This is a genomic window from Bradyrhizobium sp. RP6 (assembly GCF_003837805.1).
Classification (GTDB): Bacteria; Pseudomonadota; Alphaproteobacteria; order Rhizobiales; family Xanthobacteraceae; genus Bradyrhizobium.
In genome coordinates this window covers 96,401-121,139 of the sequence record NZ_RQIT01000010.1, presented here as the reverse complement: position 1 = coordinate 121,139, position 24,739 = coordinate 96,401, and the positions used below count along the sequence as shown (strand labels likewise).

Below are 24,739 nucleotides of genomic sequence, written 5' to 3'. Positions count from 1 at the left end.
TTTGCTTCGCGTTAAATTTGCTCAGGCTATGGCTTGGGTTCGTGCCTTTGCCAGCGAAGAGAGCCCCGGCCGCCGATGCTGACCCAAGCGCTGCTGGTTGATGACAGCCGCTCTGTCCTCAACTTCCTGAAACGTCACATCGAGGCTGATGGTCTGGTCGAGGCCACCACCTTCCTCGATCCCGTGGAGGCGCTGGCCTGCGCGCAGGAGCGCGTCTTCGATCTGGTGCTGGTGGACTACGAGATGCCGCATATGGACGGCATCAGCTTCATCCGCAGCTTCCGCAGGCTTGCCGGCTGCGCCGACATCCCGATCGCGATGATCACCTCGCGACAGACTGATGACGTCAAGATGGAAGCGCTGCAGGCCGGTGCAACGGATTTCCTGCCCAAGGCGCCGCAAAGCCTCGAGATGACGGTGCGTCTTCGGAATTTGATTCAGCTTGGTGCAGCCGTACGCAAGCTCAACGACCGCGCCGCGCATCTCGCCAGCGAAGTCGCGGCAGCGACACGAAAGCTCGGCGAGCGCGAGGAGGAGATCATCCTGCGGCTCGCGCTCGCGGTCGAATACCGCGACAACGATACCGGCGAGCACACGCTGCGGGTCGCCAAATACAGCCGTATCATCGCCGACCAGCTCGGCCTGCCGGCCCGGCTGTGCCGCGACATCTATCTGGCCGCTCCCCTGCACGATGTCGGAAAGGTCGCAATTCCCGACAAAATTCTGCTCAAGCCAGGAAAGCTCACCGACGAGGAGATGGCGGTGATCCGGATGCATGCGACGATCGGCGAGCGGATCCTGGCCGATTCGAGCTGCGAGCTGATCCAGCTCGGCGCGCAAATTGCCGCAGGCCATCACGAGCGCTGGGACGGCGCGGGCTATCCGAACGGCCTCAAGGCGCATGAAATCCCGGTCGCTGCGCGCGTGGTTGCAGTTGCCGACGTCTTCGACGCCCTGACGACGCGGCGGCCGTACAAGGAGCCGATGCCGCTCGAGGTGGCGCGCAGCTACCTGGCGGAGAACGCGGGTCGGCAGTTCGATCCGGCCTGCGTCGAGGCCTTCCTGTCGCGCTGGGACGAGGTGGTCGAGATCGCCGCGGGTCAACAGACGGCTCCTTTTCAGAGGACCGAGGCCCCCCTCGCTCCCGTCATCGAGCGTGCGGCGGAGAGCGGTTCGATCGAGGGCCGTTCGGCCGAGGCCGGCCCGACCGCCTGACACGAGCAATCCACCAACATCTTGCTACGGCTCCATTTTTCTCCGGTCGCCGGTTTGAACCTGTTGCTGCTAAAGTGGCACCAATAACCAAGAGTGATTCTGGTCACACTTGCCAGGGCGCCCTGCTGCTAGGCATCGAACCAGGACGGGCACCGGTAGAGCATCGTCGAATTGGATGAGAATTCCCATGAAAAGCCTGATTGGCGCCTTCGTCGGCGCGTTCTGCCTTGCGGCCCCCGCTTTGGCGCAGACTCCCGTCGCGATCGTCGAGGACGTTCAAGGCAAGGTCGATGGGATCGCGTTCATGGACTATGTGGCGCCGGGCAAGATCATCAAGCTCGGGCCCAAGGCCACCATCACGCTCAGCTATCTCAAATCCTGCCAGCGCGAGACGATCAGCGAAGGTGTTGTCCTGGTCGGCACCGAGCAGAGCACCGTTCAGCTGGGCGAGGTCAAACGGGAGAAGGTGCCCTGCGATTCCAACGCGGCAAAACTATCGGAGCGCGAGGCCAACCAGAGTGCCGCGACCACCTTCCGCACCGTGCGGTCGGACGCGAAGAGCGCCCCGGCCAAGCTGCCGACGCTCTACGGGGTCGCCCCGCTGGTGCAGGCCAGGAGCGGGAGCACGCTGGTGATCGAGCGCACCGACGGCAAGGAGCCCACGATCACCGTGCCGCTCAGGAACGAAACCATGGTTGGCGGCAAGTTCTATGACTTCGCCAAGGCCGGGAAGTCGCTGACGCCCGGCGGCAGCTATCTCGCCATTCTCGGCGCCAAGCGCTACGCCTTCCAGATCGACGCCAGCGCCACGTCATCGCCGACGCCGATCGTCGGCCGCCTGCTGCGGCTCGAATAGGCGGCTCCGCGAAGGCGCGATGCAGCGGATCGGCAGGCGGGACATCGTTGCGACCATCCTGATTGCGCTTCTTGCGGGCGCGATCTTCACGTTACCGCCGCTTCGGACGCTGCAAGGTCTCTCCCTCGACATCCTCACGGCGCTGCGCGGCAAGGTCATTGGCGACCGCCGTGATCCCGTCACGTCGCCGGTCGTCGTGGTGGCGATCGACGGGGAGACCTACGACACCCCGCCCTTCAGGGGATCGCCGACCCAGACCTGGACGCGCGAGATCGGCCGGGTGCTCGGAAGCATCTCCGAAGGCGGGGCCAAGGTGATCGGCTTCGACGTCATCTTCAAGAACTCGATCGAGCAGTCCGAGATTCCATTCGGCGACGGGCCGCTCGGCGCCCGCATGCGGGGATTCGACCGGGACTATCTGTTAGCTCTGCGGCAGATCTCCGACACCGGCAAGCTGGTACTTGGCGAAATCCTGAGCAACGACCATCCAGAACCACCCTACCGTGCGCAGCAACTGGCGGTGCGAAACAATGTCCGCGCGCTCAACGTCTACACCGACGCGGACGACGTGATCAGGCGGATGCCCCTCACCTTCCCCATCGACGGCAGGCCGGTGCCCGCGATGGCCGTCGAGCTCGCCGCGCGCGCACTCGGCACGAAGTTCGAGATTGCGCCATCCGGTGCGGGCGAGCTGGCCCGCTACGCAATCCCGGGCGTCGTGCCGAACACGCTGACGCTGAATTTTCGCGGCCGTAGCCGCGACGTTCCGACCTTCTCTCTCGCCGATCTGCGGGCCTGCGTCGAAAAAGGCGACCGCGATTTTTTTCGGCGCGCCTTCGATGGCAAGATCGTTCTGCTCGGCACCGTCCTCAATTTCGAGGACCGCAAGCTCACCTCGATGCGGCTGTCGGGCGCATATGACGGCACGCCCGCGCCACGATGCGCCCTGCCCGCCCCCGCCAGCACCTCGCCAAAGGCCCGTAGCGAGATCGCAGGCGTGTTCGTGCATGCCACTGCGGTCCGAAACCTGATCGAGCAAGACGCGGTGACCGAGCTCGGCTTTGCCGCGCGGGCCGTTCTCACGATTGCGCTCGCGGCGATCATCGCCTGCGCGGCCTGCATGCTCGCACCTGTCGGCGCGGTGACCGCCTGGCTCGCCGTCGTCGCCGTTTACACAGCCTTCGCCGTCGGTGCGTTCGCACATGCGCTGGCGCTGCCTGTGGCTGAACCCGCCCTGGCAAGCCTCGCCGCGCTGGCAATGATGATCGGCTATCGTTTCGTGCTGGCCGATCGCGACGAGCGTTTCCTGCGCAAGAGCTTCGCCTATTATCTCGCGCCCGAGGTCATCGACGCCATGGTGACGTCCGGCAAGATGCCGGCGCTCGGCGGCGAGATGCGCAACGTCACCATGTTCTTCTCCGACCTCAGCGGCTTCTCCTCGATCGCAGAGACCATCACGCCGGTCGAGCTGGTCACGCTGATGAACGAATATCTCTCCGCCATGACCGACATCATCGAAAGCCATGGCGGCTACGTCGACAAATATATCGGCGATTCCATCGTCGCCATGTTCGGCGCGCCGGCCGACGATCCTGCGCACGCCGTCAATGCAGTTCGTGCCGCGCTGAAATGCCACGGGAAGCTGGCGGAGCTCAATGCCGGCAATCCCGCCTTCGCCGGCCACGGCCTGTCGCATCGCATCGGACTCAACAGCGGCGAAGCCGTGGTCGGCAATATCGGCTCGCGGCGCCGTTTCAACTACACCGTGATGAGCGACACCGTGAACGTCGCCTCGCGGCTCGAGGGCGCCAACAAATATTACGGCACCGCGATCATGGCCTCGGAAACCACGATGGCGCAGACCGGCGACACCTTCGCCTGGCGCGAGCTCGATGCGATCAGAGTCCAGGGGCGCGGCGAGGCGATCAGGGTGTTCGAGCCGCTGGCGGAGAAGGGCGCAGAGACTCCCGCGCAGGCGAAGATCTCCACCGCGTATGCGGAGGGGCTGGCCTGCTGGCGGGCACGGGAGTTTGCGAAGGCGGCTGTTGCGTTCGACGGCGTAGCGATGATCGATCCTGCGTCAGCTCGGTTCGCCAAGCGTGCGAAAGTGCTAACGGAGACTCCGCCGCCGCCGGACTGGACACCGGTCAATACGCTGGAAGGAAAGTAGCGCGGCTCACCAAGTGCGCCTTCTTCCCCTTTCCTCTTGTGGGAGAAGGATGGCAGCACTCATGTTAGCGAGATCATTCCCTAGAACGGCAGCCCCACGTAATTCTCCGCAAGCAGGCGCTGCGCCGTCTCGGACGAGAGCAGATAGTCCAGCTCCGTCTGCTGAAGCCGGTCCTCGTATTCGAGCCGGTCGGGAAAACGGTGCAGCATCATCGTCATCCACCAGGAGAAGCGTTGCGCTTTCCAGATCCGCGCGAGCGCCTTGGCGGAATAGCCTTTGAGACCGGAATCGTCGCCGCCCTGATAATGCGCGAGCAAGGCATGGTAGAGATAGTAGATGTCGGAAGCGGCGCTGTTCAGCCCGCGCGCGCCGGTCGGCGGCACGATGTGCGCGGCATCGCCGGCGAGGAACAGCCGGCCATAACTCATCGGCTCGGCGACGAAACTGCGCAACGGCGCGATGCTCTTCTCGATCGAAGGTCCCGTGATCAGACGGCCGGCGACCTCCTCCGGCAGGCGGCGCTTCAGCTCGGCCCAGAACGCATCGTCGCTCCAGTCCTCCACCTTGTCCGTCAATGGCACCTGGATGTAGTAGCGGCTGAGCACCTGCGAGCGCAGGGAGCAGAGCGCAAAGCCGCGCTCGTGCTTCACATAGATCAGCTCGGGCGACACCGGCTTCGTGCGCGACAGCACCCCCAGCCAGCCGAACGGATAGACCTTCTCGTATTCGCGCAGCATGTCCTTCGGGATCGACTTGCGGCTGACTCCGTGAAAGCCATCGGCGCCGACGATGTAGTCGCAATCGATGCGGACAATGTCGTCATTCGAGCGATAGGTCACGTAGGGCCGGTCCGACGTCAGATCGTGCGGCGTCACATCCTCGGCATTGTGCACGACCTTGCCGCCGAGCCGGTCGCGCGCCTCATAGAGATCGCGCGTCAGCTCGGTCTGGCCGTAGACCAGTACCGAATTGCCGCCGGAATGCTTGTGCAGATCAATCTTGGAGAGCACGCCGTCATGGGCGATCTCGAAGCCCCGGTGGATCTCGCCCTCGCGATCCATCCGCTCGCCGCACTGCGCCTCGCGCATCAGCTTGGCAAACCCGTGCTCGAGCACGCCGGCGCGGATGCGGGCGAGCACGTGATCGCGGCTGTATTTCTCCAGCACGATGGTGTCGATGCCCTTCAGGTGCAGAAGCTGGGACAGCAACAACCCGGATGGCCCGCCGCCGATGATACAGACCTGAACTTTCATTTTTGCATCCTCCCGTCGGCACTTTTTTGCAGATTCACCGCTGCAAACCGATGGAGGGTTTTGCCTTTGTCTTGTACTATTCGAACATGAGAAGCGCAGCCCCGGCCCCGGCGATCCGGGTCTACAATCTATTCGGCGAGTCCGGCGACCTGCCCGACGTCGTGCATTGCGAGACGATCGCGTCCCGCTCGGTGCTGCACGACTGGACCCTGGCCGTGCACCGCCATGCCCGGCTGCACCAGGTCCTGCTGATCGAGCGCGGCGGCGGCGAAGCGACGCTCGACGGGCGCGTGGTGCCGCTGAGGCCGATGCAGATCGTCAACGTGCCTGTCGGCCACGTCCACGGCTTCCGCTTCGAGCCGGATACCCAGGGCTGGGTGCTGACCATCGCGGCGGAGATTCTGGATGAGGCGTTGCTCGCCGCCGAGGGCCTGCGCGGTGCGCTGTCGCGATCGGCCGTGGCGCGCGGCACGCCGCAGATCCGCGCCACGATGAAGCAGATCTTCGCCGAACACGCCGCCCGCGATTTCGGCCGCGCGCATGTGCTTCGCGCCCTGTCGTCGGCCATGATCGGGCTCGTGGCCCGCGCGCTCACGGGCGAGAGCGGCGGCAATAGCACTGCCGAATCCGGCCTATTCCGCCGCTTCGAGGCGCTGCTCGAACAGCACCATCTCGAGCGCTGGAGCGTCGCCGACTATGCCGAGGCGCTGTCGGTGACGCCGACGCATCTCAACCGGATCACGCGATCGGCAACCGGCGACACCGCCTCGCATTTGATCCTCAACCGGCTGATCCGCGAGGCGCGGCGCAACCTCGTCTACACCAACCTGCCGGTCTCGACGATCGCCTACGCGCTCGGCTTCGAGGACCCCGCTTATTTCAGCCGCGTCTATGCCGCCGCCACGGGACTGTCGCCGCGCGCGTTTCGTGCGCAGCTGCATGGCGACGAAGGCTGAGGCATCGGACGAAAGACCCTGGGCACATGTGGCCGACGCCCACGCTGCGAACCGCGATGACCCTCATTGCCACTTACCTTCGTATATAGCGTCCCATCCTTTGGATAGAGGCCCTTTACCTCCGTACAATTGAGCAGGGGATGCGCACGCCTTAGCGTCACTGCATTCGGCGCCCTGGCGCTGGTGGCATGGAACCTCCCTAACCTCGGCGCAAGGCGGCCGACCCTGTCCGGCCGTCTGCGCCGCTTTTTCGGCAAGCCATCGGCGCCTTCAGTATTTTCCGGCCGACAGATCGCGCCATTTCGGCTGGATCCGTCAGCTTTCGTGTCGAACTGGGATTTGTGCATAATGTCTTCGTTTGGGAAGATCGCACTCTTTATCGATGGCTCCAGTCTCTACGCCACCTCCAAGGCGCTCGGCTTCGACATCGATTACAGGCGGTTGCTCGGCGAGTTTCAAGGCCGGGGTACGCTGCTGCGCGCCTTTTACTACACGACCGTCATCGAGGATCAGGAGTTTTCGTCAATCCGACCGCTGATCGATTGGCTCGACTACAACGGATACACTGTCGTCACCAAGCTCACCAGGGAGTTCGTTGACGCCACCACCGGCCGCCGCAAGGTGAGGGGCAGCATGAATGTCGACCTCGCCGTGAGCGCGATGGAAGTCGCCGAACACGTTGATCAAATCGCGCTGTTCTCGGGTGATGGCGACTTTCGGTCGCTGGTTGAAGCCCTGCAACGCCGCGGTGTCCGCGTGACGGTCGTCTCCACACTCTCAACTCAGCCGCCGATGGTCGCCGACGACCTGCGCCGGCAGGCGGACGTATTCATTGATTTGGTGGAGCTGAAAGCAAAAGTGGGGCGCGATCCGGTCGACCGGCCGGGATCGCGCGAGGTGCGGCAACCACCGCAAGCCCTCGCGCGCGGATCCATCGATCGGAGCGACCGGGTGGAATGAACCCGGGACGGCCCTGGCACCTCACACGTCGAAGAACACCGTCTCCTCGGGCCCCTGCAAATTGATCGTGAAGGAATACACGGCCTTGCCGGCACGCTCGCTACGCTTTGCGATCAGCGTCGAGCGACGTGTCGGCTGCTCGATCAGGTTGAGCACGGGATCGGCGGCGTTGGCCGCCTCTTCGTCCGAGAAGTACAGCCGCGTGTTGAGGCCGATATTGATGCCGCGCGCGACGATCCAGACATTGATGTGCGGCGCGCATTTGCGGCCCGCCTTGTCGGTGATCGCGCCCGGCTTGATGGTCTCGAAGGTGACGAGGCCGCTCTCGAAGTCGGAACCTGCCCGGCCCCAGCCGCGAAACTCCTGCTCCAGCGCGCCTGCCGAGCGATCGGCCGGATGGTTGTAGCGGCCAGCCGCATTGGCCTGCCAGACCTCCAGCAGCACGTCGCGCAGCGGCGTGCCGGTGCCGTCGAGCACCTTGCCTTCCAGCGTGATGCGTTCACCCTTGGTGTTCGGCGTCACGAGCACGTTGGAGAAGTTCTTCTCGAAAATGTCGAAGCCGGCCATCGCCGGGATCAGGCCGATATGGACGTAGGGCCCGGCCGTCTGCGAGGCGGTTTCCTTGAGATAGTTGAGCGGCTGCGGCATGGCTCAGTTCCCCTCGGGACGATTTTCGAAATAGGTGGAGCGCTGGCCGCGCAGGACAATGTCGAAGCGGTAGGCGAGCGAATCGAACGGCGACGAGGCGTTGAGGTCGAGCGGCGCCACAAGGCGATCGAGCGCATCCTTGTCCGGGATCGTCGTCAGGATCGGGCAGACCGGGATCAAGGGATCGCCCTCGAAATACATCTGCGTGATCAGCCGCTGCGCGAAACCTGAGCCGAACACCGAGAAATGGATGTGGGCCGGGCGCCAGCTGTTGACGTAGTTGCGCCAGGGATAGGGCCCCGGCTTCACGGTGCGGAAATAGTAGTAGCCGGTCTCGTCGGTCAGCGCGCGGCCACAACCACCGAAATTCGGGTCGATCGGCGCCAGATACGTATCTTTCTTGTGCCGGTAGCGGCCGCCGGCATTGGCCTGCCAGAACTCGACCAGCGTGTTCGGAACGCCCCGGCCGGTCTCGTCCAGCACGCGGCCATGGACGATGATGCGCTCGCCGATCGGATCGCCGTCCTTGGCGTAGTTGCGGATCAAATCGTTGTCGAGCGGGCCGAGATCATTGTGGCCGAACACCGGCCCGGTGATCTCCGAGACCGAGTTCTCCAGAGACAGCAGGGCTTGCCGCTGCGAGCGCAGCACCGAGGATTTGTACCCCGGCGCATACGCCTGCGGATGGATGGAACGGTCGCGTTGGAAGAAGCCGCCGTCGCCAAGCGGCGGCGTAAAGGGCTCGGGACGATTGAGGCGGGGATCCCGCAAGGCTGGCGCCTGGGCGTTCATCGGCGTTGTCTCTCCCTGTGGCGCCCGAGTCCGGGCGCGCAGCTTGTCGGGGAGATCATGGAACGGTCTATTCTCAAGATAAATAGATCGATTATAATGAATTCCATGAAGGAAATCGATCATTTGGCCCTCGACGGCCACGCCCTCGCATTGTTCCTCGCCGTGCTGGAGGAAGGCTCGGTGACGGCGGCGGCAACACGGCTTGGCCTGACGCAATCGGCGGTCAGCCACGGATTGAACAAGCTGCGGCGGATTGCCGGCGATCCCCTGTTCGCCAAATCCGGCCGCGGCATCGTCGCCACGGCGCATGCCCAGGCGCTCGCCACGAAGGCGCGCGCGTTGATCGACGAGATGCGCAGCTTTGCCGGCGGCGTCACCTTCGCGCCGGCGCAGGCCCAGCTGTCGCTGACCATCGCCGCCAACGACTTCCAGCGCGACCTGCTGCTGCCGCGGTTCTTCGATCACGTCGCCGCACAAGTGAAGAGCTTGAACCTTCGCGTGATCCCCTCGCAGTCGCCTTCGCCCGCGATGCTGCGTGAAAACCGCTGCGATCTCCTGATCACACCGCTGCCGCCGTCGGGCGTCGATATCGTGCAGAAGCGGCTGCTGAGTGATCACTACGTCTGCTACTACGACGCAAAGGCACGTGCTGCGCCGGCCAGCCGCAACGCCTATCTCGCGGCGCGTCACATCACCGTGGTCTACACCGACAACGAGCGGCTGGACTTCGATCGCCGGCTGGCCGCGAACGGGCTTCACCGCGACATCGCGATCTCCGTGCCGAGCTTCTCCGGCGTGCCGTCCTTCCTGCGTGGATCGCAGATGCTTGCGAGCATGCCGAGCCTTTTGGCGTCCGGCGTGATGCGCGGTTTCGCGCATACGCGAATTCCATTGGCCTCCCGCACGCGAACGCTGGCCGAGCTGCCGATGTTCATGGTCTGGCACCAGCGCTATCAGAAGGATCCGGCCCATCGCTGGATCAGGAGCCAGCTCGAGACTGTCGCGGCGACGGTTGCCGCCTGAACGACGGCCCCTCCGCCGCAAAACCTGATTCCCGCCAGACCCACTGGTTGCGCACCGGGAGCCACGCTAAAATCCCCCCATGACAGTGACCGACATTGCGAGCCGGACCTACAATCACAGCTGGCGGCTGGATCCCATCATCCGCAGCCTGCTGGATACCGACTTCTACAAGCTATTGATGTTACATATGATTCGGGAGGACTACCCGAATCAACAGGTGACCTTCTCGGTTATCAACCGCTCGCGTCATGTGCGACTTGCCGAAATCATCGACGAGGGCGAGCTACGCGCCCAGCTCGACCACGCCCGCACCATCCGCTTCTCCAAGAAAGAGCTGATCTGGCTTGCCGGTAACACCTTCTACGGCAAGACCCATATGTTTTCGGCCGACTTCATCCGCTGGCTAGCGGAATTCCGTCTGCCCGAATACGAGCTGCGCAAGGTCGAGGGCCAGTACGAGCTGCATTTCCACGGCCCCTGGACCCACACCACGATGTGGGAGATTCCGGCGCTGGCAATCCTCAACGAGCTGCGCTCGCGCGCGGCGATGAAGGGCCGCGGCCGCTTCGAGCTCGACGTGCTCTATGCCCGCGCCAAGGCCAAGCTGTGGACCAAAGTGGAACGGCTGCGCAAGCTCGAGAGCCTGCGACTCTCCGACTTCGGCACCCGCCGCCGACACGGCTTCCTCTGGCAGCGCTGGTGCGTGGAGGCGGTGAAGGAAGGCTTGGGCTCATCCTTCATCGGCACGTCCAACGTGCTGCTCGCGATGGACAATGATCTCGAAGCGATCGGCACCAACGCCCATGAGCTGCCGATGGTCGCGGCCGCGCTCGCCAGGGACGACGGGGAATTGCGCTGGGCGCCCTACCGCGTTCTCGACCAGTGGCGCCAGACCTATGGCGGCAATCTCCTGATCGCACTGCCCGACGCCTTCGGCACCAAGGCCTTCCTGCGCGATGCGCCGGAATGGGTCGCCGACTGGACCGGCTTCCGTCCCGACAGCGCGCCGCCGATCCAGGCCGGCGAGGAGATCATCGCCTGGTGGGACAAGAAGGGCCGCAACCCCAGGGACAAGCTTCTCGTCTTTTCCGACGCGATGGACGTCGGCTCGATCGAGGAGACTTACCACCACTTCACCGGGCGCGTCCGACTCTCCTTCGGCTGGGGCACCAACCTCACCAATGACTTCGTCGGCTGCACGCCGGACGGCTCGTTCAACCTCGATCCGATCTCGCTGGTCTGCAAGGTCTCGTCCGTCGACGGCCATCCGGCCGTCAAGCTCTCCGACAATCCGGAGAAGGCGACCGGCCTTCCCTCGGAGATCGAGCGTTACCTGCGCGTGTTCGGCGACGCGGGCCGCGTGCGCAAGCCGGTGCTGGTCTAGCCGCCCCCCCTCTCTCAGGTAAACCGCGCACCATGGAATGCGCTGCATTGGTTCGCCGATGCCGCGCCTCCCGGTTCGCCGGCATTTGAAGCGATTTGCGGGCGCCTGCTTCACAACGGCTTCACCCTGCGACGGAGTCCCCCGCGCCTTTCAGGTCGAGTTAAGCAACCATCTCGTGTACTTCGCGTTGCAGCGCAACGCTTCGTTGGGATCGTTGATCGACTTGGGGTATTAGGTGTTTCGCAGAACAGCGACGTCGGCGAAGGGACACAGCTTCCTTCACGTCATCAAGCTCGTCTCGCCTTTCGTGATGGTCGTCGTGCTCCAGGCGGCGATCGCGGGATTCAGCCTCGAGGTGATGTCGTCGGTCCGCGCCTATGTCGCCGGCGAAGCACTATGGTCGCGCTCGCAGAAGAATGCCGTCTACTTTCTCAATCTCTACCTGCATTCGGGTGAGGCAAGCCAGTTCACGCAATACCAGGCCTCGCTCGCCGTTCCGATCGGAGACGAGTTCGCGCGCTGGGCGCTCGAGCGCGATCCGGTCGACGTTGAAGCCGCCCGCATCGGCCTCCTGCAAGGCGGCAATCATCCCGATGACGTACCGGGATTGATCTGGCTGTATCGTTACTTCGGCCACGTCAGCTTCCTCCAGGACGCAATTCGTGAGTGGGCTGCCACCGACCCGATGCTGCTGGAGCTCAGCATCTTTGGCGAGGTCATCCGGTCCGAGCTGGAGAACGGGCCCATTCAAGACGACGGCCGCCTGGCATTCCTGTCGTCGCGGCTTTCTGAACTCAATGCTCAATTCACCGTGCACGCCAACCGGTTCTCCACCGTCCTCGGCGAGGGCTCCCGCGCCATCAAGGTGACGCTGACCTGCATCAACATCGTCACCGCCGCGACGCTGATCCTGCTTCTGATCTGGCATACGCGGCAGCTGGTGCTGCAACGGCAGGCGTTCGAAAACGCCTTGTGTGCCGAGAAGGAGCGCCTGGCCTGGCAGGCCTCGCACGACTCGCTAACCGGCCTGTCGAACCGTCGCGCCTTCGAGGCGCGCCTGCAAAGCGAGCTGGACAATGCCGCGGCGGGTGCGCTCGGCCTGATCCTGCTCGACCTCGACCAGTTCAAGAGCGTCAACGATAGCTGCGGCCACCTTGCCGGCGACCGCCTGCTCCGCGAGGTCTCGCGCCTCCTGCAACAGAACCGGCATGAGCATGATCTGGTGGCCCGGCTCGGCGGCGACGAATTCGGGCTGATCCTGCCGCAATGTTCGCCCTTCGATGCCGTCGACATTGCCGAGCAGCTGCGCAGATCGCTTGAGCTGCTCAGTTTCGCCTGGGACGATCGTTGCTTTGCGGTGACCGCCAGCATCGGCGTGACCTGCATCGCCGACCGCAACATCACGCTCGAGGATGCGATGCGGCGCGCGGATGCTGCCTGCTATCGCGCCAAGGAAATGGGACGCAACCGCGTTCAGGTCGAGAGCAAAAGTTCGGGCGCCGTCGCCGCCGCCCCCCGCCTGCGGGAAGCTGCGCGCGCCTGACGCAGCTGGCCGCTGTCACCGCGGAGGCAGCGCTCTCTGATTCTTGGTCCCGCCATCGCCTTCCAGCGCGACGGTCAGTTTCAACCGGGACAAGGGATCACGCCGCGGTCCGCCGCTCCTGCGCGTACCGCACCAGCGCGGCGAAGCGGTAGATGCCGTGCACGAACTTGCCGTAGGGCATGGTGATGAACAACGCGAACACAGCGCCGAGATGCAGCGCGAGCAGCGGCCCCATCGCGCCTGTCTCGCGCAGGACGAGCAGCAGCATTCCGGTGGCGCCGGTCAGGAACAGCATGGCGATGAAGCCGACATCCATCCCGTAACGGCTCTCGTCAAGCAGCGCGGGATCGCGCCGCATCTTGGCCATGAACAGGCCGACCGGCCCGATGATCAAACCGATACCACCGAGCGTGCCAAGCGCTACGGGCAGGTCCCACCACGGATATGGCGCCTCGCGCCCGAACAGATAGTGATACAGCGTCGCCACCGCCGTCGCGGCGAAGCAGAACAGGAAGCCGTAGAAGGTCAGGTGGTGATAGAGCTTGCGCCGGTCGGTCGGCTTGTCGTCCTCGTTGTAGCAGCCGACGCCGCCGCCATGGAGATAGCGCAGCTCGCCCGCGTCGCGGATCGCCTGAAAGATCGAGCCGCCGTCGGCGCGGCCGCCAATGGGTGCGCCAATGTCGCGCCAGAAGGCGCGCACGCTCATGGCGAGAGCCAGGATGGCGTAGAGGAATGCGGCGCTGAACAACGCCGCCATCACATTGTGCGGCATCAGCCTGTAGAACGCGCCCGGCCCTGTATGGACACCGAACAGCACGCTGGTGCCGTTCAGGGCGGCGAAGCCGAGGATGAAGGCGGCCATGCTGAGCGCGGCGATGACGCTGATTACGAGGCCGTTGCGCGCGAACGCGCCGGACAGCGCCTGCGGCCAGGCATAGGCCGCATAGGATTCCGCGCGCGCGACCGCCAGCGTCTTGGGAACATTGACGTTGAACTCGTGCGGCGGGGAGAACTGGCAGTCGACGTAGCAGGCGCCGCAGCCATGGCAGAGATTGGCGAGATAGTTGAGATCGCCGTCGGAGAAGGCGCGGCGCATTTCCATGGCCGGAAACACCGCGCACAGGCCCTCGCAATAGCGGCAGGAATTGCAGACCGTCATCAGGCGGTCGGCTTCGTCGAGAATCCTAGTTCCGTGCATGTTTTGCCGCTTCCCGTCCCGCGATCCGCCCGAACACGCTGCCGATCGTCATGCCCATGCCGGCGGCATAACCCTTGCCGAGCACGTTGCCGGCCATGATCTCGCCTGCCGCGAACATGTTGCCTGACGGCTTGCCGCCCTTCATCAGCATCCGCGCCTCCTTGTTCACGCGCGTGCCGAGATAGGTGAAGGTGATGCCGGGCCGCACCGGATAGGCGAGATAAGGCGGCGTCTCGATCCGGCGCGCCCAGTGCGTCTTCGGCGGCGTGATGCCTTCGGTACGGCAGTCGTCCAGGATCGTGTGATCGAAAGTGCCGAACCGGACCGCGGCGTTGAACTCGGTGATGGTCTTCTCCAGCGCGGCCGGATCGAGCTCGAGCTTGCCGGCGAGCTCCGCCACCGTCTGCCCGGCGATCGGTGGAAACAGCGTTGGCATGAAGCTGGTGACAACCGTGGAATCGAAGATGATGTAGGCGATCTGGTCGGGCTGCGCTGCGACCAGCCGCCCCCAGATCGCGTAACGCTTCGGCCAGATGTCCTCGCCCTCGTCGTAGAAGCGCTGCGCGTGCTTGTTGACGACGATGCCGAACACGACCGAGTCGTGTCGCGTGATGATGCCGCCGTCGAATTTCGGCGCGCGGGCGTCGATCGCGACCGCATGGCACTGCGTGGGATCGCCGACCTCCTGCACGCCCTTGTCGAGCAGCATCTTCAGGATCGAGCCACGATTGTAGGGGGTGCCGCGGATCAGGAAGTTGTCGGCGACCTCGCCCCAATATTGCTTCAGCCATTCGATGTTGGCCTCGAATCCGCCGGCGGCGGCGACCAGCGAGGTCGCGCGGACCTCGGTCTCGCCCTTGATCGGCCGCTTGAGGCGGGCAGCGAGGAACATGCCGTGCTCGATCACGAGGTCGGTAACCTCGGCGTCATATTCGACCTCGACGCCGAGCCGTTCGGCGGTGAGATAGAGCGCGTTGAGCATCGCCCGGCCGCCGCCAAGGAAGAAGGAGTTGGTGCGGCCGAGGCTCAGCGTGCCGCCGAGCGAAGGCTGCCAGCGCACGCCCTGCTCCACGATCCAGTTCAGGATGTCCTTGGATTCGCGGATCATGTGGCGCGCCAGCACCTCGTCGGTCTGTCCGCCGGTGACGCGCAGCAGGTCCTCCCGGAATTCCTCCTCGGTATAGGGACCGGTCAGGATTTCGGTCGCGGCATCATGGGCGCAGCGCATGTTACGGGTGTGGCGGGTGTTGCCGCCGCGATAGAATTTTGGTGCTCCTTCGAGGACGAGCACCGAGGCGCCGGCGCGCCGGGCGCTGATCGCCGCGCAAAGCGCCGCATTGCCGCCGCCGATCACCAGCACGTCGTACTTGCTGCTCATACCGTCTGCCCGATGCGGCGAGGTTGGAGACATTCCACCCGCCGAGCGGCCTCGATCAACCTGATCCCGCCATTGCGCACTTTTGTATACAAAGATATACATATCAGGCGCAAGCGGCATCTTGCATGGACAGCATGCGCATCGAGGGATCATGGCCAGACGCCCGGCAAAGACAGACGCATCGGTTTCGCGCGGCGCAGGCCTGGCGCTCGGTGAAGCCGTGTTCCGCTCGCTTTGCGCAGCCCTTCAGGCCGGCAGCTATCGCGCGGGCGACCGGCTGCGGGAGGAGGAGGTTGCCCAGCGGCTGAAGGTCAGCCGCACTCCGGTTCGCGAAGCGCTGGGCCGGCTCGCCGCGCGCGGCTTCGTCGAACCCGCCGCCGGCCGCGGGCTGATCGTGCGCAATCTCGACATCTCAGAGGTGCTCGAGCTCTACGCCATGCGCGAGATCATGGAAGGCGCCGCCGCACGCCTCGCCGCTGAGCACGCCTCAACAACGGAGATCGACGCGCTCCGAGATATCGAGCAGGCTTTTGTCGAGGCGCCCGGAACCGACACCGCCGAGATGGCGCGACTCAACCGCGCCTTCCACGAGGCCATCTGCCGCGCCGCGCGCAACCGCTATCTCGACAACGCTTCGCGGGAATTGCAGGACTGGATCGCGCTGCTCGGCCCGACCACCTTCACCGTATCGGGCCGTCCCTCGACCAGTCACGGCGAGCACCGAGGCATCATCGAGGCCATCGCCGCGCGCGACGGCGACAAGGCCGAACAGTTCGCGCGCGCGCATATCCGGGAAGCGCTGCGCTGCCGGCTCAAGTTGCTGCAAAAGCAGTAGGCGTCAGCTCAAGCCTCGAACATTCGCGTCACCAGCCAATAGCCACCAAGCAGGCCGATCACCGCGGACATGGCGTAGACCAGCCTCGCCGCGCGCGCCGGCTCATCCCGACCGACTAGGGTGATCCGGTCCATCAGGCCAAGCACCGGCAGCATCAGCGCGACGATCGCGATCTGCCCGATCTCGACGCCAAGGTTGAAGGCGGCCAGCGCCGGGACGATCGCGTCCGGCGGCAAACCAATCTCCCGAAGCACGCCGGCGAAACCGAAGCCGTGAATCAGGCCGAACAGGAAAGCCAGGCGCCAGCGCTTGTCGACGTCTCGCGAGAAGAAGTTCTCGACCGCCACGAACACGATCGAGGCCGCGATCGCCGGCTCCACGATGCGGCTCGGGATGACCAGGACATTCAACGCCGCGAGCGACAATGTCAGGGAATGAGCGACGGTGAAGGCGGTGACGATCTTGACGACCGGCATCAGCCGGCGCGCCCATAGAACGATTGCTGCCAGGAATGCGACGTGATCGTAGCCGAGGAAGATGTGCTCGATGCCGGTCAGGAGATAGCGCCACATGGTCGAGGACAGCGACGGCGGCTCCTTCGAGAGCGTGACCGTGATATTGTCGGCGTCGAGCAAGGCCTGCGACTCGGACTTGCCCTGCGCGACCAGCATGACCTGACGCGCAGCCTTGTCCTTTTCCGTCAGCACGGTGGAGCGGTAGACGATATCGCCGGCCATGTTCGCGCAGGCAAAGCTGTTGCGATAGACGATGCCGTCACCGTCGGGCAAAATCGCAGCACTGCCCGGGGCACAGGCCGTGCCGCCCCCTGTCACGGCCATATGCGTATCGAGATAGGCAAGGATTGCGGCGCCGGCCGCTTCGACGGCCGCGGGATCGACCGCGTCCTGCTTTGCGTCATACGCCCTGGTGCCGATCAGGCGATCGACATCGCTGCCCTTCAATCCGAGCTCTACCTTCACGATGCGATCGGCGGTCAGCGCCACGCGCGCCGTGACGAGGTTGACCTGATGCGCCTCGGCCGGACGACCGATGCCGAGCAGAATCGCAAGCCACAGCAGAAGCGGCCACTTCACGATCCCGCTCCGTCGCCGTCACGCCAGCACATCCGCCACGACCGCCTTGAGGACATCCCGGACATCGGCTGGCTTCAGCCGGACCTGTAGTCCGCGCTGGCCACCATTGAGATAGACGAGGTCATGCGCAAGCGCGCTCTGCTCGATCACCGCGCCGACCTGCTTGCGCTGGCCGAACGGGCTGATGCCGCCGACCTTGTAGCCGGTGATGCGTTCGGCCTCGGCCGGCTTCATCATCTGCGCCGACTTGCCACCTGCGGCCGCGGCGAGCTTCTTCATCGAGACTTCTTGGTCGGAAGGGACGACCACGCAGACCGGCTTGCCGTCGACCTGCGCCATCAGCGTCTTCAGGACCCGCGCCGGGTCCTCACCGAGCGCGGCGGCGGCCTGGAGCCCGATGCTCTCGGCGTCGGGATCGTACTCATAGGCGTGAACGGTGAAGGCAACACCGGCGGCGTCAAGCGCGCGCGTGGCTGGGGTGACTTTGGACATGGACGGTGTTTACCACCGTCATGGCGGGGAACGAAGCGGTGACAGTTGAGGTGCAATGACCCGCGACAAATTCAGGTGTCGTCCCCGCGCACGCGGGGACCCATAACCCTAGGGAGGAATCTGGCGAAGACTCGTGCTCCGGGACTTCGACCGTCCATAATCGTGAGATCACGCGGTATGGGTCCCCGCGTGCGCGGGGACGACACCGAGGGCGCTGCGGGCGCCGTAACGCCTCAGGCTACCTTCCCCTACTCCGCCGCGTCCCGCATCTCGGCGCGCTCCGCCCTGGCTGCGCAGAACTTGAATTCCGGGATCTTGCCGAACGGATCGAGCGCCGGATTGGTGAGCAGGTTCGCTGCCGCCTCGGCGTAGCAGAACGGCATGAACACCATGTTCTCGGGCACGTCACGGTCGGAGCGGACCTTGACCTCGACCGCGCCGCGGCGGGTCTCCAGGCGGATGAAATCGCCGGGCGCGAGCTTCTTCTTCCGCATGTCCTTCGGCGACATGAAGGCGACCGCCTCCGGCTCGATCTGGTCGAGCACCTGGGCGCGGCGCGTCATCGAGCCGGTGTGCCAGTGCTCCAGCACGCGGCCGGTCGACAGCACCATAGGATATTCATCGTCCGGAATCTCGTCCGGCGGGATCACCTTGGCCGGCACGATCTTGCCGCGGCCGCTCGCAGTCGGGAAGCCGGTCGTGAAGATGATCTCGTTGCCGGGCTTGTCAGGAGCGTCGGCCGGATAGGTGACCGCGCCTTCGCGCACCAGCCGCTCCCAGCTGATGTTCTTCAGCGACGGCATCAGCTCCGCCATCTCGGTGTAAACGTCGCCGGGCCCGGCATAATTCCAGGGCAGGCCCATGCGCTTGCCGATCTCCTGGATGATCCAGAGATCCTGCCGCGCATCGCCCGGCGGCTTGATCACCTGGCGCGCCAGCTGCACGCGGCGGTCGGTGTTGGTGAACGAGCCCTCCTTCTCGGCGAAGGCCGAGGCCGGCAGGACCACGTCGGCGTGGAACGCGGTTTCGGTGACGAAGAGATCCTGCACCACGAGATGATCGAGCATCGCAAGCGCTTCGCGGGCATGCTGGAGATCGGGATCGGACATCGCGGGGTTCTCGCCCTCGATATACATGCCCTTGATCTCGCCGGCATGGATCGCGTTCATGATCTCGACCACGGTCAGGCCGCGCACCGGATCGAGATCCTGCTGCCACAGCTTCTCGAAAGCACCACGCATGTCGTCGCGGCCGACCGGCTGGTAATCCGGCAGGAACATCGGGATCAGGCCGGCATCGGAGGCGCCCTGCACGTTGTTTTGGCCGCGCAGCGGATGCAGGCCGGTGCCGGCACGGCCGACCTGGCCGGTGATCAGCGCGAGCGCAATCAGGCAGCGCGCATTGTCGGTGCCGTGGACGTGCTGGCTGATGCCCATGCCCCAGAAGATGATAGACGATTTTGCCCGCGCATAGGTGCGCGCCACCTCGCGCAGCGTCTGCGCCGGGATGCCGCAGATCGGCTCCATCTTCTCCGGCGTGAACTCCTTGATCTTCTCCTTGAGGTCCTCGAAGCCTTCCGTATAGCCGGCGATGTACTGGTCGTCGGTCAGGCCCTCGGTGATGATCGTGTTGATCATCGCGTTCAGCATGGCAACGTCCGAGCCGGGCTTGAACTGCAGATGCCTGGTCGCGTGGCGCGATAGCGTCTGCCGCCGCGGATCCATCACGAACAGCTTGGCGCCGTTCTGCTTGACCGCGTTCTTGATGAAGGTCGCGGCGACCGGATGGTTCACGGTCGGGTTGGCGCCGATCACCCAGATCACTTCGGCATCCATCGCGGCAGAGAACGGCGCGGACACCGCGCCCGAACTCAAGCCTTCGAACAGCGCCGCCACCGACGAGGCGTGGCACAGCCGGGTGCAATGGTCGACGTTGTTCGAGCCGAAGCCGGTGCGCACCAGCTTCTGGAACAGATAGGCCTCTTCGTTCGAGCCCTTGGCCGAACCGAAGCCGGCCAGCGCCTTCACACCCTTCTCGTCGCGGATCTTGACGAGCCCCCTGGCCGCGATGTCGAGCGCTTCCTCCCAGCTCGCCTCGCGGAAATGGGTGAACGGATTGGCCGGGTCGACCTGGTCGTTGGCGTCCTTCTTTGCGTTCGGCAGGCGAACCAGCGGCTTGGTCAGCCGATGCGGATGATGGATATAGTCGAAGCCGAAACGACCCTTCACGCAAAGACGATTATGATTGGCGGGGCCGTCGCGGCCCTCGGCATAGATCACCTTCTCGTCCTTGACCTCGTAGGTCACCTGGCAGCCGACGCCGCAGAACGGGCAGAGCGAGTCGACCTTCCTGTCGGCATAGGTCACGCGAGTCTGCTTCTCATCCAGCATCACAGCCGGCATCAAGGCGCCGGTCGGGCAGGCCTGCACGCATTCGCCGCAGGCGACGCAGGTGGACTCGCCCATGGGATCGTCGAAGTCGAACACGATCTTGGCGCCGGCATTGCGGTAGGCCATGCCGATGACGTCGTTGACCTGGACCTCGCGGCAGGCGCGCACGCACAGGCCGCACTGGATGCAGGCATCGAGATTGACGCGCATCGCCGGATGGCTGGCGTCGGTCGCCCAGCGCTCGGCTGCGGGGAAACGGCTCTCGGTGACGCCTGTCGTCTCGGCCCAATGCCAGAATTTGGAATCGGGATCGTGCGAGGTCTCGCGCGCCGGCTGGTCGGCGACGAGCAGCTCCATCACCATCTTTTGCGCCGACACCGCGCGCGCGGACTCGGTCTTCACCTTCATGCCGACCGACGGGGTGCGCTTGCAGGACGCCGCCAAGACGCGCTCGCCCTCGATCTCGACCATGCAGGCGCGGCAATTGCCGTCGGGGCGATAGTCCGGCGCCGGCGAATAACAGAGATGCGGAATGTCGCGGCCCTGGCGCTTTGCGACCTGCCAGATGGTCTCGCCGGGCTTGGCCTCGACCTGCTTGCCGTCGAGTTCGAACGTAATCTTGGTCATTCGGCGGCTTCCTTGAACTCGTCAGGGAAATATTTGATCACGGAAGACAGCGGGTTCGATGCCGCCTGTCCGAGCCCGCAGATCGAGGCATCGCGCATCGCCTGGCCCAATTCTTCGAGCAAGGCACGGTTCCAGACCGGCTTTTGCATCAGCAGCGCCGCCTTCTGGGTTCCGACCCGGCACGGCGTGCACTGGCCGCAGCTCTCGTCCTCGAAGAACTTCATCAGGTTCAGTGCGGCCGACCGCACGCTGTCCTTGTGCGACAGGATTACGATCGCAGCCGAGCCGATGAAGCAGCCGTATTTCTCCAGCGTGCCGAAATCGAGCGGGATGCCATCCATCGACGCGGGCAAAATGCCGCCGGAGGCACCGCCCGGCAGGTAGGCGTAGAACTGATGGCCATCGGCCATGCCGCCGCAATATTCCTCGATCAGCTCACGCACGGTAATCCCGGCCGGCGCGAGCTTCATGCCGGGATTCTTGACGCGGCCCGACACCGAGAAGCTGCGCAGCCCATGACGCTCGTGACGACCATGGCCCTTCCACCAGTCGGCGCCCTTCTCGACGATGTCGCGCACCCACCACAACGTCTCGATGTTGTTGATCAGCGTCGGCAGCCCGAACAGGCCGACCTGGAAAGGATAAGGCGGCTTGTGCCTGGGCAGGCCGCGCTTGCCTTCGATGCTCTCCAGCAGCGAGGATTCCTCGCCGCAGATGTAGGCGCCGGCGCCGCGCCGCATGTGCAGCGTCGGCCCCCCCGGCGGCAGCTTTGCGATCTCGCGCCGCAGGATCTCGCGCGCGGCCGGATATTCGTCGCGCAGATAAATGTAGACGTCGGAGGCCTGCACCACATGCGCCCCGATCAGCATGCCCTCGATGAAACGGTGCGGATCGGTTTCCAGATAGTAGCGGTCCTTGAACGTGCCGGGCTCGCCCTCGTCGCCATTGATCGCCATCAGCCGCGGCCCGGGCTCGCCGAGCACCGCGCGCCATTTGCGCCCGGTGGGGAAGCCGGCGCCGCCGAGGCCGCGCAGCGAGGCGTCGTCGAGTGCCTTCAGCAGATCGTCCTTTGGCAGCTCGCCGGAGCGCAGGCGGCCCAGCAGCTTGTAGCCGCCGCCGGCGACATAGCGGTCGTAGTCGACATATTCGGGCAGATGCGCGTGAGTCTCGCCAGCCTTGGCCGCCGCCATCACATGGGCGACGGTGGCGTGATCGACGAAGTTGTGACCGACTTCCGCCGCGGGCGCAGCATCACAACGACCGACGCAGGGCGCGCGCACGACGCGGATGCCCGGTCCAGCCTTGCTTTGCAGATCTTGCAACAGCCTCTCGCCGCCGAGCATGGCGCAGGTCAGCGAATCGCAGACGCGGATCGTCAGCGGCGCAATGTCAGGCTCGCCCTCCTTCACCACGTCGAAATGCGCGTAGAACGTCGCGGTCTCGAACACCTCGGCGAAGGCGAGCTTCATCTCGTCGGCGAGCGCCGCCAGATGGGCAGCCGAGATCTGGTGGTACTTGTCCTGGATCAGGTGCAGATATTCGATCAAAAGGTCGCGCCGCCGCGGCCTGTCGCCGAGCAATAGCTCGATCTCGTGCGCGGACGCAGGGTCGACCTGCCGCCCCTTGGGGGTGGCCTTGGCGCGTCGGCGTCCCTCGCCGGGATGCTCGAACGGGCGGACCTGGTGCACGTCGTGACTCATCGATTCGTCTCGCCCTCGTCGTTTAGAACGGCTCCAGTTCTAGCCACTGGCATGCCAGATGCCAAGAAAATTATCATTCTCACGGAAGCAGTTAAGCGCGCAGCCCAAGGGCACCTCTGGATCGCTGCCCGGACGCGGTCTCGCCTTCGTCCAACGCGCCAACTGACAGAACGAAGCCTGAATTGGTTTGGAGATCAATAAAGGCTTCCCATGCTGCGATAGCGAAATCGTATCGAGCTTCCGCTCCGAAGCTGCGGCGGGAGCGCGCATAGTGCGCTCCCGCTCCCGATGAAGGTGCGATCAGAAAATCTTGACCGCACTCTCCAGCGTCTTCCACACGCCCCAGACCAAGGGAACACCGACGAAGGCCCAGAATAACGCCGCCCTGGCGTCGAGCCCGCCAAGGCCGATGCCGTAGGAGCCACGCGGCCCCGCGGCTGCAGCGCTGGCGCTCGCCGCCTGCAACTTGGCGACATCGGCGTCCTTCATGTGCCACTTCGAATCGACCGGCTTGATCAGATAGTTGCAGATCAGGCCTGCGACCAGCATCGCGCAGAGGATGTACATGGTGGTGTTGTAGAGCTGGTCGCGGGGAACGCCGGCCGCGAGCTGGAACTCGCGGATGTAGTTCACCACGACCGGGCCGATGATGCCCGCCGTCGACCATGCCGTCAGCAGCCGGCCGTGGATGGCGCCGACGAACTGGGTGCCGAACATGTCGGCGAGATAGGCCGGCACGGTGGCGAAGCCGCCACCATACATCGAGAGAATGATGCCAAAGCCCAGCACGAACAGCAGCTTCGAGCCCATCGCCGCGAAGGTCGGCGCCAGCGCGTAAAGCACGATGCCGAGGACGAAGAACGTGTAGTAGGTGTTCTTGCGGCCCATGAGGTCCGACATCGAAGCCCAGAAGAACCGGCCGCCGATGTTGAACAATGACAAGAGACCGGCGAAGCCCGCAGCGATTGCTGCGATCGCTGCTTTCTGTTCAACCGAAAGTTGGCTGAAGGTCAGCTCCGGATGCCCGATCAGCTTGCCCGCGAATATCTCCTGGAGCATGGGCGAGGCCATGCCGATCACGCCGATACCCGCGGAGACGTTCAGGCAGAGCACCCACCAGATCAGCCAGAATTGCGGCGTCTTGTGCGCGTTGTCGAGGTGCACGTGGTGCTCGGTGATCATCGACTTCTTCTCACTCGGCGGCGTCCAGCCCTCGGGCTTCCAGCCGGCCGGCGTCACGCGATAGGCGAAGGCGCCGATCATCATGAAGACAAAATAAACCACCCCCATCGTGACGAAGGCCTCCCAGACACCGACGGAGCTGGGCGTCTTGAAGTAGTTGATCAAGAGATTGGCCAGGGGCGCTCCGATCATGGCACCGCCGCCGAATCCCATGATGGCCATGCCGGTCGCCATGCCGCGGCGGTCCGGAAACCATTTGATCAAGGTCGACACCGGGGAGATGTAGCCGAGCCCAAGTCCGACGCCGCCGATCACGCCGCAGCCAAGCCACATGATCCAGAGCTGGTGGACGTAGACGCCGAAGGCGCCGATCAGAAGCCCGCCGCCCCAGCAGCAGGCGGCGACGACGCCAGCCTTGCGCGGACCGGCGCGCTCGAGCCAGCCACCCCAGATCGCGGCGGAGACGCCGAGCAGGACAAAGAACAGCGTGTACATCCACCCGAGGCTCGCGACCTTCCAGTCGCAGCTCGTTGTGAACAGCTCCTGCCACAGCGTCATGTCCGGACAGGCCTTCGGCGCGGTGATGCCGATCGCACGCGACAGCGGCAGCCAGAACACCGAGAAGCCGTAGGCCATACCGATGCACAGATGGATGCACAGCGCCGCCGGCGGTACCAGCCAGCGATTGAAACCGGCCGTCGCGATCGTGCGTTCACGATCGAGCAAGCCGGAAGCACCAACCGGTGCAAGAACGGTATCGGCAGTCGTCATAAGCATTCCCTCCCAAGCGCGGCCTTGCCGGCACATCGGTTTGAGACCGGCCGTGCGTGCCTTGCGGCCGCGCATGACAGGTCGGACTTCATGTCGAAGTGGAAGGTCTGGTGCGCATCGCGCCATGTGCGCCGAACAAGCAGCTCATCGCGAGTGATGCCCCTTCGCCTCGCAAGCAGCGTTGCCATGACGGCTTCGCGCCCTCGTTCCCCCTCAACACCCTGCCTTGAGATGAGCAACGCGCGTGCCAGTCGTCGCGCCATGATGATTCA

General features: G+C 64.7%; 19 protein-coding genes. 9 read left to right on the top strand and 10 right to left on the bottom strand.

All coding sequences use genetic code 11. From position 1 onward, the window contains the following. The first annotated feature begins 75 nt into the window (after positions 1–75). The 3 genes from EHH60_RS19865 to EHH60_RS19855 all read left to right on the top strand — a co-directional run bounded on the left by EHH60_RS19865 (position 76) and on the right by EHH60_RS19855 (position 4,241). Positions 76–1,215, top strand: coding sequence for an HD domain-containing phosphohydrolase (locus EHH60_RS19865; protein WP_124161132.1), 1,140 nt, complete (start codon positions 76–78; stop codon positions 1,213–1,215). Positions 1,216–1,402: 187 nt separating this feature from the next. Continuing rightward, the gene (locus tag EHH60_RS19860) at positions 1,403–2,071 is read left to right on the top strand and encodes a hypothetical protein (RefSeq protein ID WP_199751632.1); all 669 of its coding nucleotides are present in this window, start codon (positions 1,403–1,405) and stop codon (positions 2,069–2,071) included. 19 nt (positions 2,072–2,090) lie between these two features. Next, positions 2,091–4,241, top strand: coding sequence for an adenylate/guanylate cyclase domain-containing protein (locus EHH60_RS19855; RefSeq protein WP_124161130.1), 2,151 nt, complete (start codon positions 2,091–2,093; stop codon positions 4,239–4,241). Positions 4,242–4,321: 80 nt separating this feature from the next. Here the strand turns inward: EHH60_RS19855 and pobA are convergent, their stop codons facing one another. Beyond that, positions 4,322–5,494 carry a 4-hydroxybenzoate 3-monooxygenase gene (gene pobA / locus EHH60_RS19850; RefSeq protein ID WP_124161129.1) on the bottom strand — a complete coding sequence of 391 codons (1,173 nt, stop codon included), beginning with the start codon at positions 5,492–5,494 and terminating at the stop codon, positions 4,322–4,324. Positions 5,495–5,544: 50 nt separating this feature from the next. Here pobA and EHH60_RS19845 point away from each other — a divergent pair, with 50 nt between their 5' ends. Further along, the gene (locus tag EHH60_RS19845; protein WP_124161128.1) at positions 5,545–6,450 is read left to right on the top strand and encodes a helix-turn-helix domain-containing protein; all 906 of its coding nucleotides are present in this window, start codon (positions 5,545–5,547) and stop codon (positions 6,448–6,450) included. Between the two features lie 348 nt (positions 6,451–6,798). Further along, on the top strand, positions 6,799–7,410 hold the full coding sequence (locus EHH60_RS19840; protein ID WP_124161199.1) for a LabA-like NYN domain-containing protein: 612 nt from the start codon (positions 6,799–6,801) through the stop codon (positions 7,408–7,410). A 21-nt stretch (positions 7,411–7,431) separates the two neighbouring features. On the opposite strand, the gene pcaG is transcribed toward EHH60_RS19840, so the two are convergent. Both pcaG and pcaH read right to left on the bottom strand, forming a co-directional pair. Next, positions 7,432–8,058 (bottom strand): protocatechuate 3,4-dioxygenase subunit alpha, encoded by a 627-nt coding sequence (gene pcaG / locus EHH60_RS19835; RefSeq protein ID WP_124161127.1) that lies wholly within the window; start codon positions 8,056–8,058, stop codon positions 7,432–7,434. A 3-nt stretch (positions 8,059–8,061) separates the two neighbouring features. Then, positions 8,062–8,850, bottom strand: a complete 789-nt coding sequence (gene pcaH / locus EHH60_RS19830) for a protocatechuate 3,4-dioxygenase subunit beta (RefSeq protein ID WP_124161126.1) — start codon at positions 8,848–8,850, stop codon at positions 8,062–8,064. 96 nt (positions 8,851–8,946) lie between these two features. Here pcaH and EHH60_RS19825 point away from each other — a divergent pair, with 96 nt between their 5' ends. The 3 genes from EHH60_RS19825 to EHH60_RS19815 all read left to right on the top strand — a co-directional run bounded on the left by EHH60_RS19825 (position 8,947) and on the right by EHH60_RS19815 (position 12,800). Further along, positions 8,947–9,873, top strand: a complete 927-nt coding sequence (locus EHH60_RS19825) for a LysR family transcriptional regulator (RefSeq protein WP_199751629.1) — start codon at positions 8,947–8,949, stop codon at positions 9,871–9,873. Positions 9,874–9,952: 79 nt separating this feature from the next. Further along, the gene (gene pncB / locus EHH60_RS19820) at positions 9,953–11,257 is read left to right on the top strand and encodes a nicotinate phosphoribosyltransferase (RefSeq protein WP_124161124.1); all 1,305 of its coding nucleotides are present in this window, start codon (positions 9,953–9,955) and stop codon (positions 11,255–11,257) included. A 235-nt stretch (positions 11,258–11,492) separates the two neighbouring features. Then, positions 11,493–12,800, top strand: a complete 1,308-nt coding sequence (locus EHH60_RS19815) for a GGDEF domain-containing protein (RefSeq protein WP_124161123.1) — start codon at positions 11,493–11,495, stop codon at positions 12,798–12,800. A gap of 97 nt (positions 12,801–12,897) precedes the next feature. On the opposite strand, the gene tcuB is transcribed toward EHH60_RS19815, so the two are convergent. Further along, positions 12,898–13,998 (bottom strand): tricarballylate utilization 4Fe-4S protein TcuB, encoded by a 1,101-nt coding sequence (gene tcuB, locus EHH60_RS19810; protein ID WP_124161122.1) that lies wholly within the window; start codon positions 13,996–13,998, stop codon positions 12,898–12,900. Beyond that, on the bottom strand, positions 13,985–15,376 hold the full coding sequence (tcuA, locus tag EHH60_RS19805; RefSeq protein WP_124161121.1) for an FAD-dependent tricarballylate dehydrogenase TcuA: 1,392 nt from the start codon (positions 15,374–15,376) through the stop codon (positions 13,985–13,987). The genes tcuB and tcuA overlap by 14 nt, the downstream gene beginning before the upstream one ends. Before the next feature lie 151 nt (positions 15,377–15,527). On the opposite strand from tcuA, the gene EHH60_RS19800 reads away from it, so the two are divergent. After that, complete coding sequence (locus EHH60_RS19800; protein ID WP_124161120.1) at positions 15,528–16,211, top strand: GntR family transcriptional regulator; 684 nt, start codon at positions 15,528–15,530, stop codon at positions 16,209–16,211. Positions 16,212–16,219: 8 nt separating this feature from the next. Here EHH60_RS19800 and EHH60_RS19795 read toward each other — a convergent pair whose 3' ends face one another. From EHH60_RS19795 to EHH60_RS19775, 5 genes are all read right to left on the bottom strand, one after another. Next, positions 16,220–17,305, bottom strand: coding sequence for a HupE/UreJ family protein (locus EHH60_RS19795; RefSeq protein ID WP_124161119.1), 1,086 nt, complete (start codon positions 17,303–17,305; stop codon positions 16,220–16,222). 18 nt (positions 17,306–17,323) lie between these two features. Then, the gene (ybaK, locus tag EHH60_RS19790) at positions 17,324–17,797 is read right to left on the bottom strand and encodes a Cys-tRNA(Pro) deacylase (protein ID WP_124161118.1); all 474 of its coding nucleotides are present in this window, start codon (positions 17,795–17,797) and stop codon (positions 17,324–17,326) included. A gap of 248 nt (positions 17,798–18,045) precedes the next feature. Beyond that, positions 18,046–20,814, bottom strand: coding sequence for a formate dehydrogenase subunit alpha (gene fdhF / locus EHH60_RS19785; protein WP_124161117.1), 2,769 nt, complete (start codon positions 20,812–20,814; stop codon positions 18,046–18,048). Then, on the bottom strand, positions 20,811–22,514 hold the full coding sequence (locus tag EHH60_RS19780; protein WP_124161116.1) for an NADH-ubiquinone oxidoreductase-F iron-sulfur binding region domain-containing protein: 1,704 nt from the start codon (positions 22,512–22,514) through the stop codon (positions 20,811–20,813). Before EHH60_RS19780 ends, fdhF begins: the two co-directional genes overlap by 4 nt. Before the next feature lie 300 nt (positions 22,515–22,814). Next, positions 22,815–24,467 (bottom strand): OFA family MFS transporter, encoded by a 1,653-nt coding sequence (locus EHH60_RS19775; protein WP_124161115.1) that lies wholly within the window; start codon positions 24,465–24,467, stop codon positions 22,815–22,817. Positions 24,468–24,739: the final 272 nt, after the last annotated feature.

Excerpts from the sequence above, each read along its gene's own strand:
- pcaG (WP_124161127.1), bottom strand. The coding sequence starts at position 8,058 with ATGCCGCAGCCGCTCAACTATCTCAAGGAAACCGCCTCGCAGACGGCC.
- pcaH (WP_124161126.1), bottom strand. The coding sequence starts at position 8,850 with ATGAACGCCCAGGCGCCAGCCTTGCGGGATCCCCGCCTCAATCGTCCC.
- pncB (WP_124161124.1), top strand. The coding sequence starts at position 9,953 with ATGACAGTGACCGACATTGCGAGCCGGACCTACAATCACAGCTGGCGG.
- ybaK (WP_124161118.1), bottom strand. The coding sequence starts at position 17,797 with ATGTCCAAAGTCACCCCAGCCACGCGCGCGCTTGACGCCGCCGGTGTT.
- EHH60_RS19845 (WP_124161128.1), top strand. The coding sequence starts at position 5,545 with ATGGAGGGTTTTGCCTTTGTCTTGTACTATTCGAACATGAGAAGCGCA.
- EHH60_RS19825 (WP_199751629.1), top strand. The coding sequence starts at position 8,947 with ATGAATTCCATGAAGGAAATCGATCATTTGGCCCTCGACGGCCACGCC.
- tcuB (WP_124161122.1), bottom strand. The coding sequence starts at position 13,998 with ATGCACGGAACTAGGATTCTCGACGAAGCCGACCGCCTGATGACGGTC.
- EHH60_RS19780 (WP_124161116.1), bottom strand. The coding sequence starts at position 22,514 with ATGAGTCACGACGTGCACCAGGTCCGCCCGTTCGAGCATCCCGGCGAG.
- EHH60_RS19855 (WP_124161130.1), top strand. The coding sequence starts at position 2,091 with ATGCAGCGGATCGGCAGGCGGGACATCGTTGCGACCATCCTGATTGCG.
- pobA (WP_124161129.1), bottom strand. The coding sequence starts at position 5,494 with ATGAAAGTTCAGGTCTGTATCATCGGCGGCGGGCCATCCGGGTTGTTG.
- EHH60_RS19800 (WP_124161120.1), top strand. The coding sequence starts at position 15,528 with ATGGCCAGACGCCCGGCAAAGACAGACGCATCGGTTTCGCGCGGCGCA.
- EHH60_RS19840 (WP_124161199.1), top strand. The coding sequence starts at position 6,799 with ATGTCTTCGTTTGGGAAGATCGCACTCTTTATCGATGGCTCCAGTCTC.
- EHH60_RS19865 (WP_124161132.1), top strand. The coding sequence starts at position 76 with ATGCTGACCCAAGCGCTGCTGGTTGATGACAGCCGCTCTGTCCTCAAC.
- EHH60_RS19860 (WP_199751632.1), top strand. The coding sequence starts at position 1,403 with ATGAAAAGCCTGATTGGCGCCTTCGTCGGCGCGTTCTGCCTTGCGGCC.
- fdhF (WP_124161117.1), bottom strand. The coding sequence starts at position 20,814 with ATGACCAAGATTACGTTCGAACTCGACGGCAAGCAGGTCGAGGCCAAG.
- EHH60_RS19775 (WP_124161115.1), bottom strand. The coding sequence starts at position 24,467 with ATGACGACTGCCGATACCGTTCTTGCACCGGTTGGTGCTTCCGGCTTG.
- tcuA (WP_124161121.1), bottom strand. The coding sequence starts at position 15,376 with ATGAGCAGCAAGTACGACGTGCTGGTGATCGGCGGCGGCAATGCGGCG.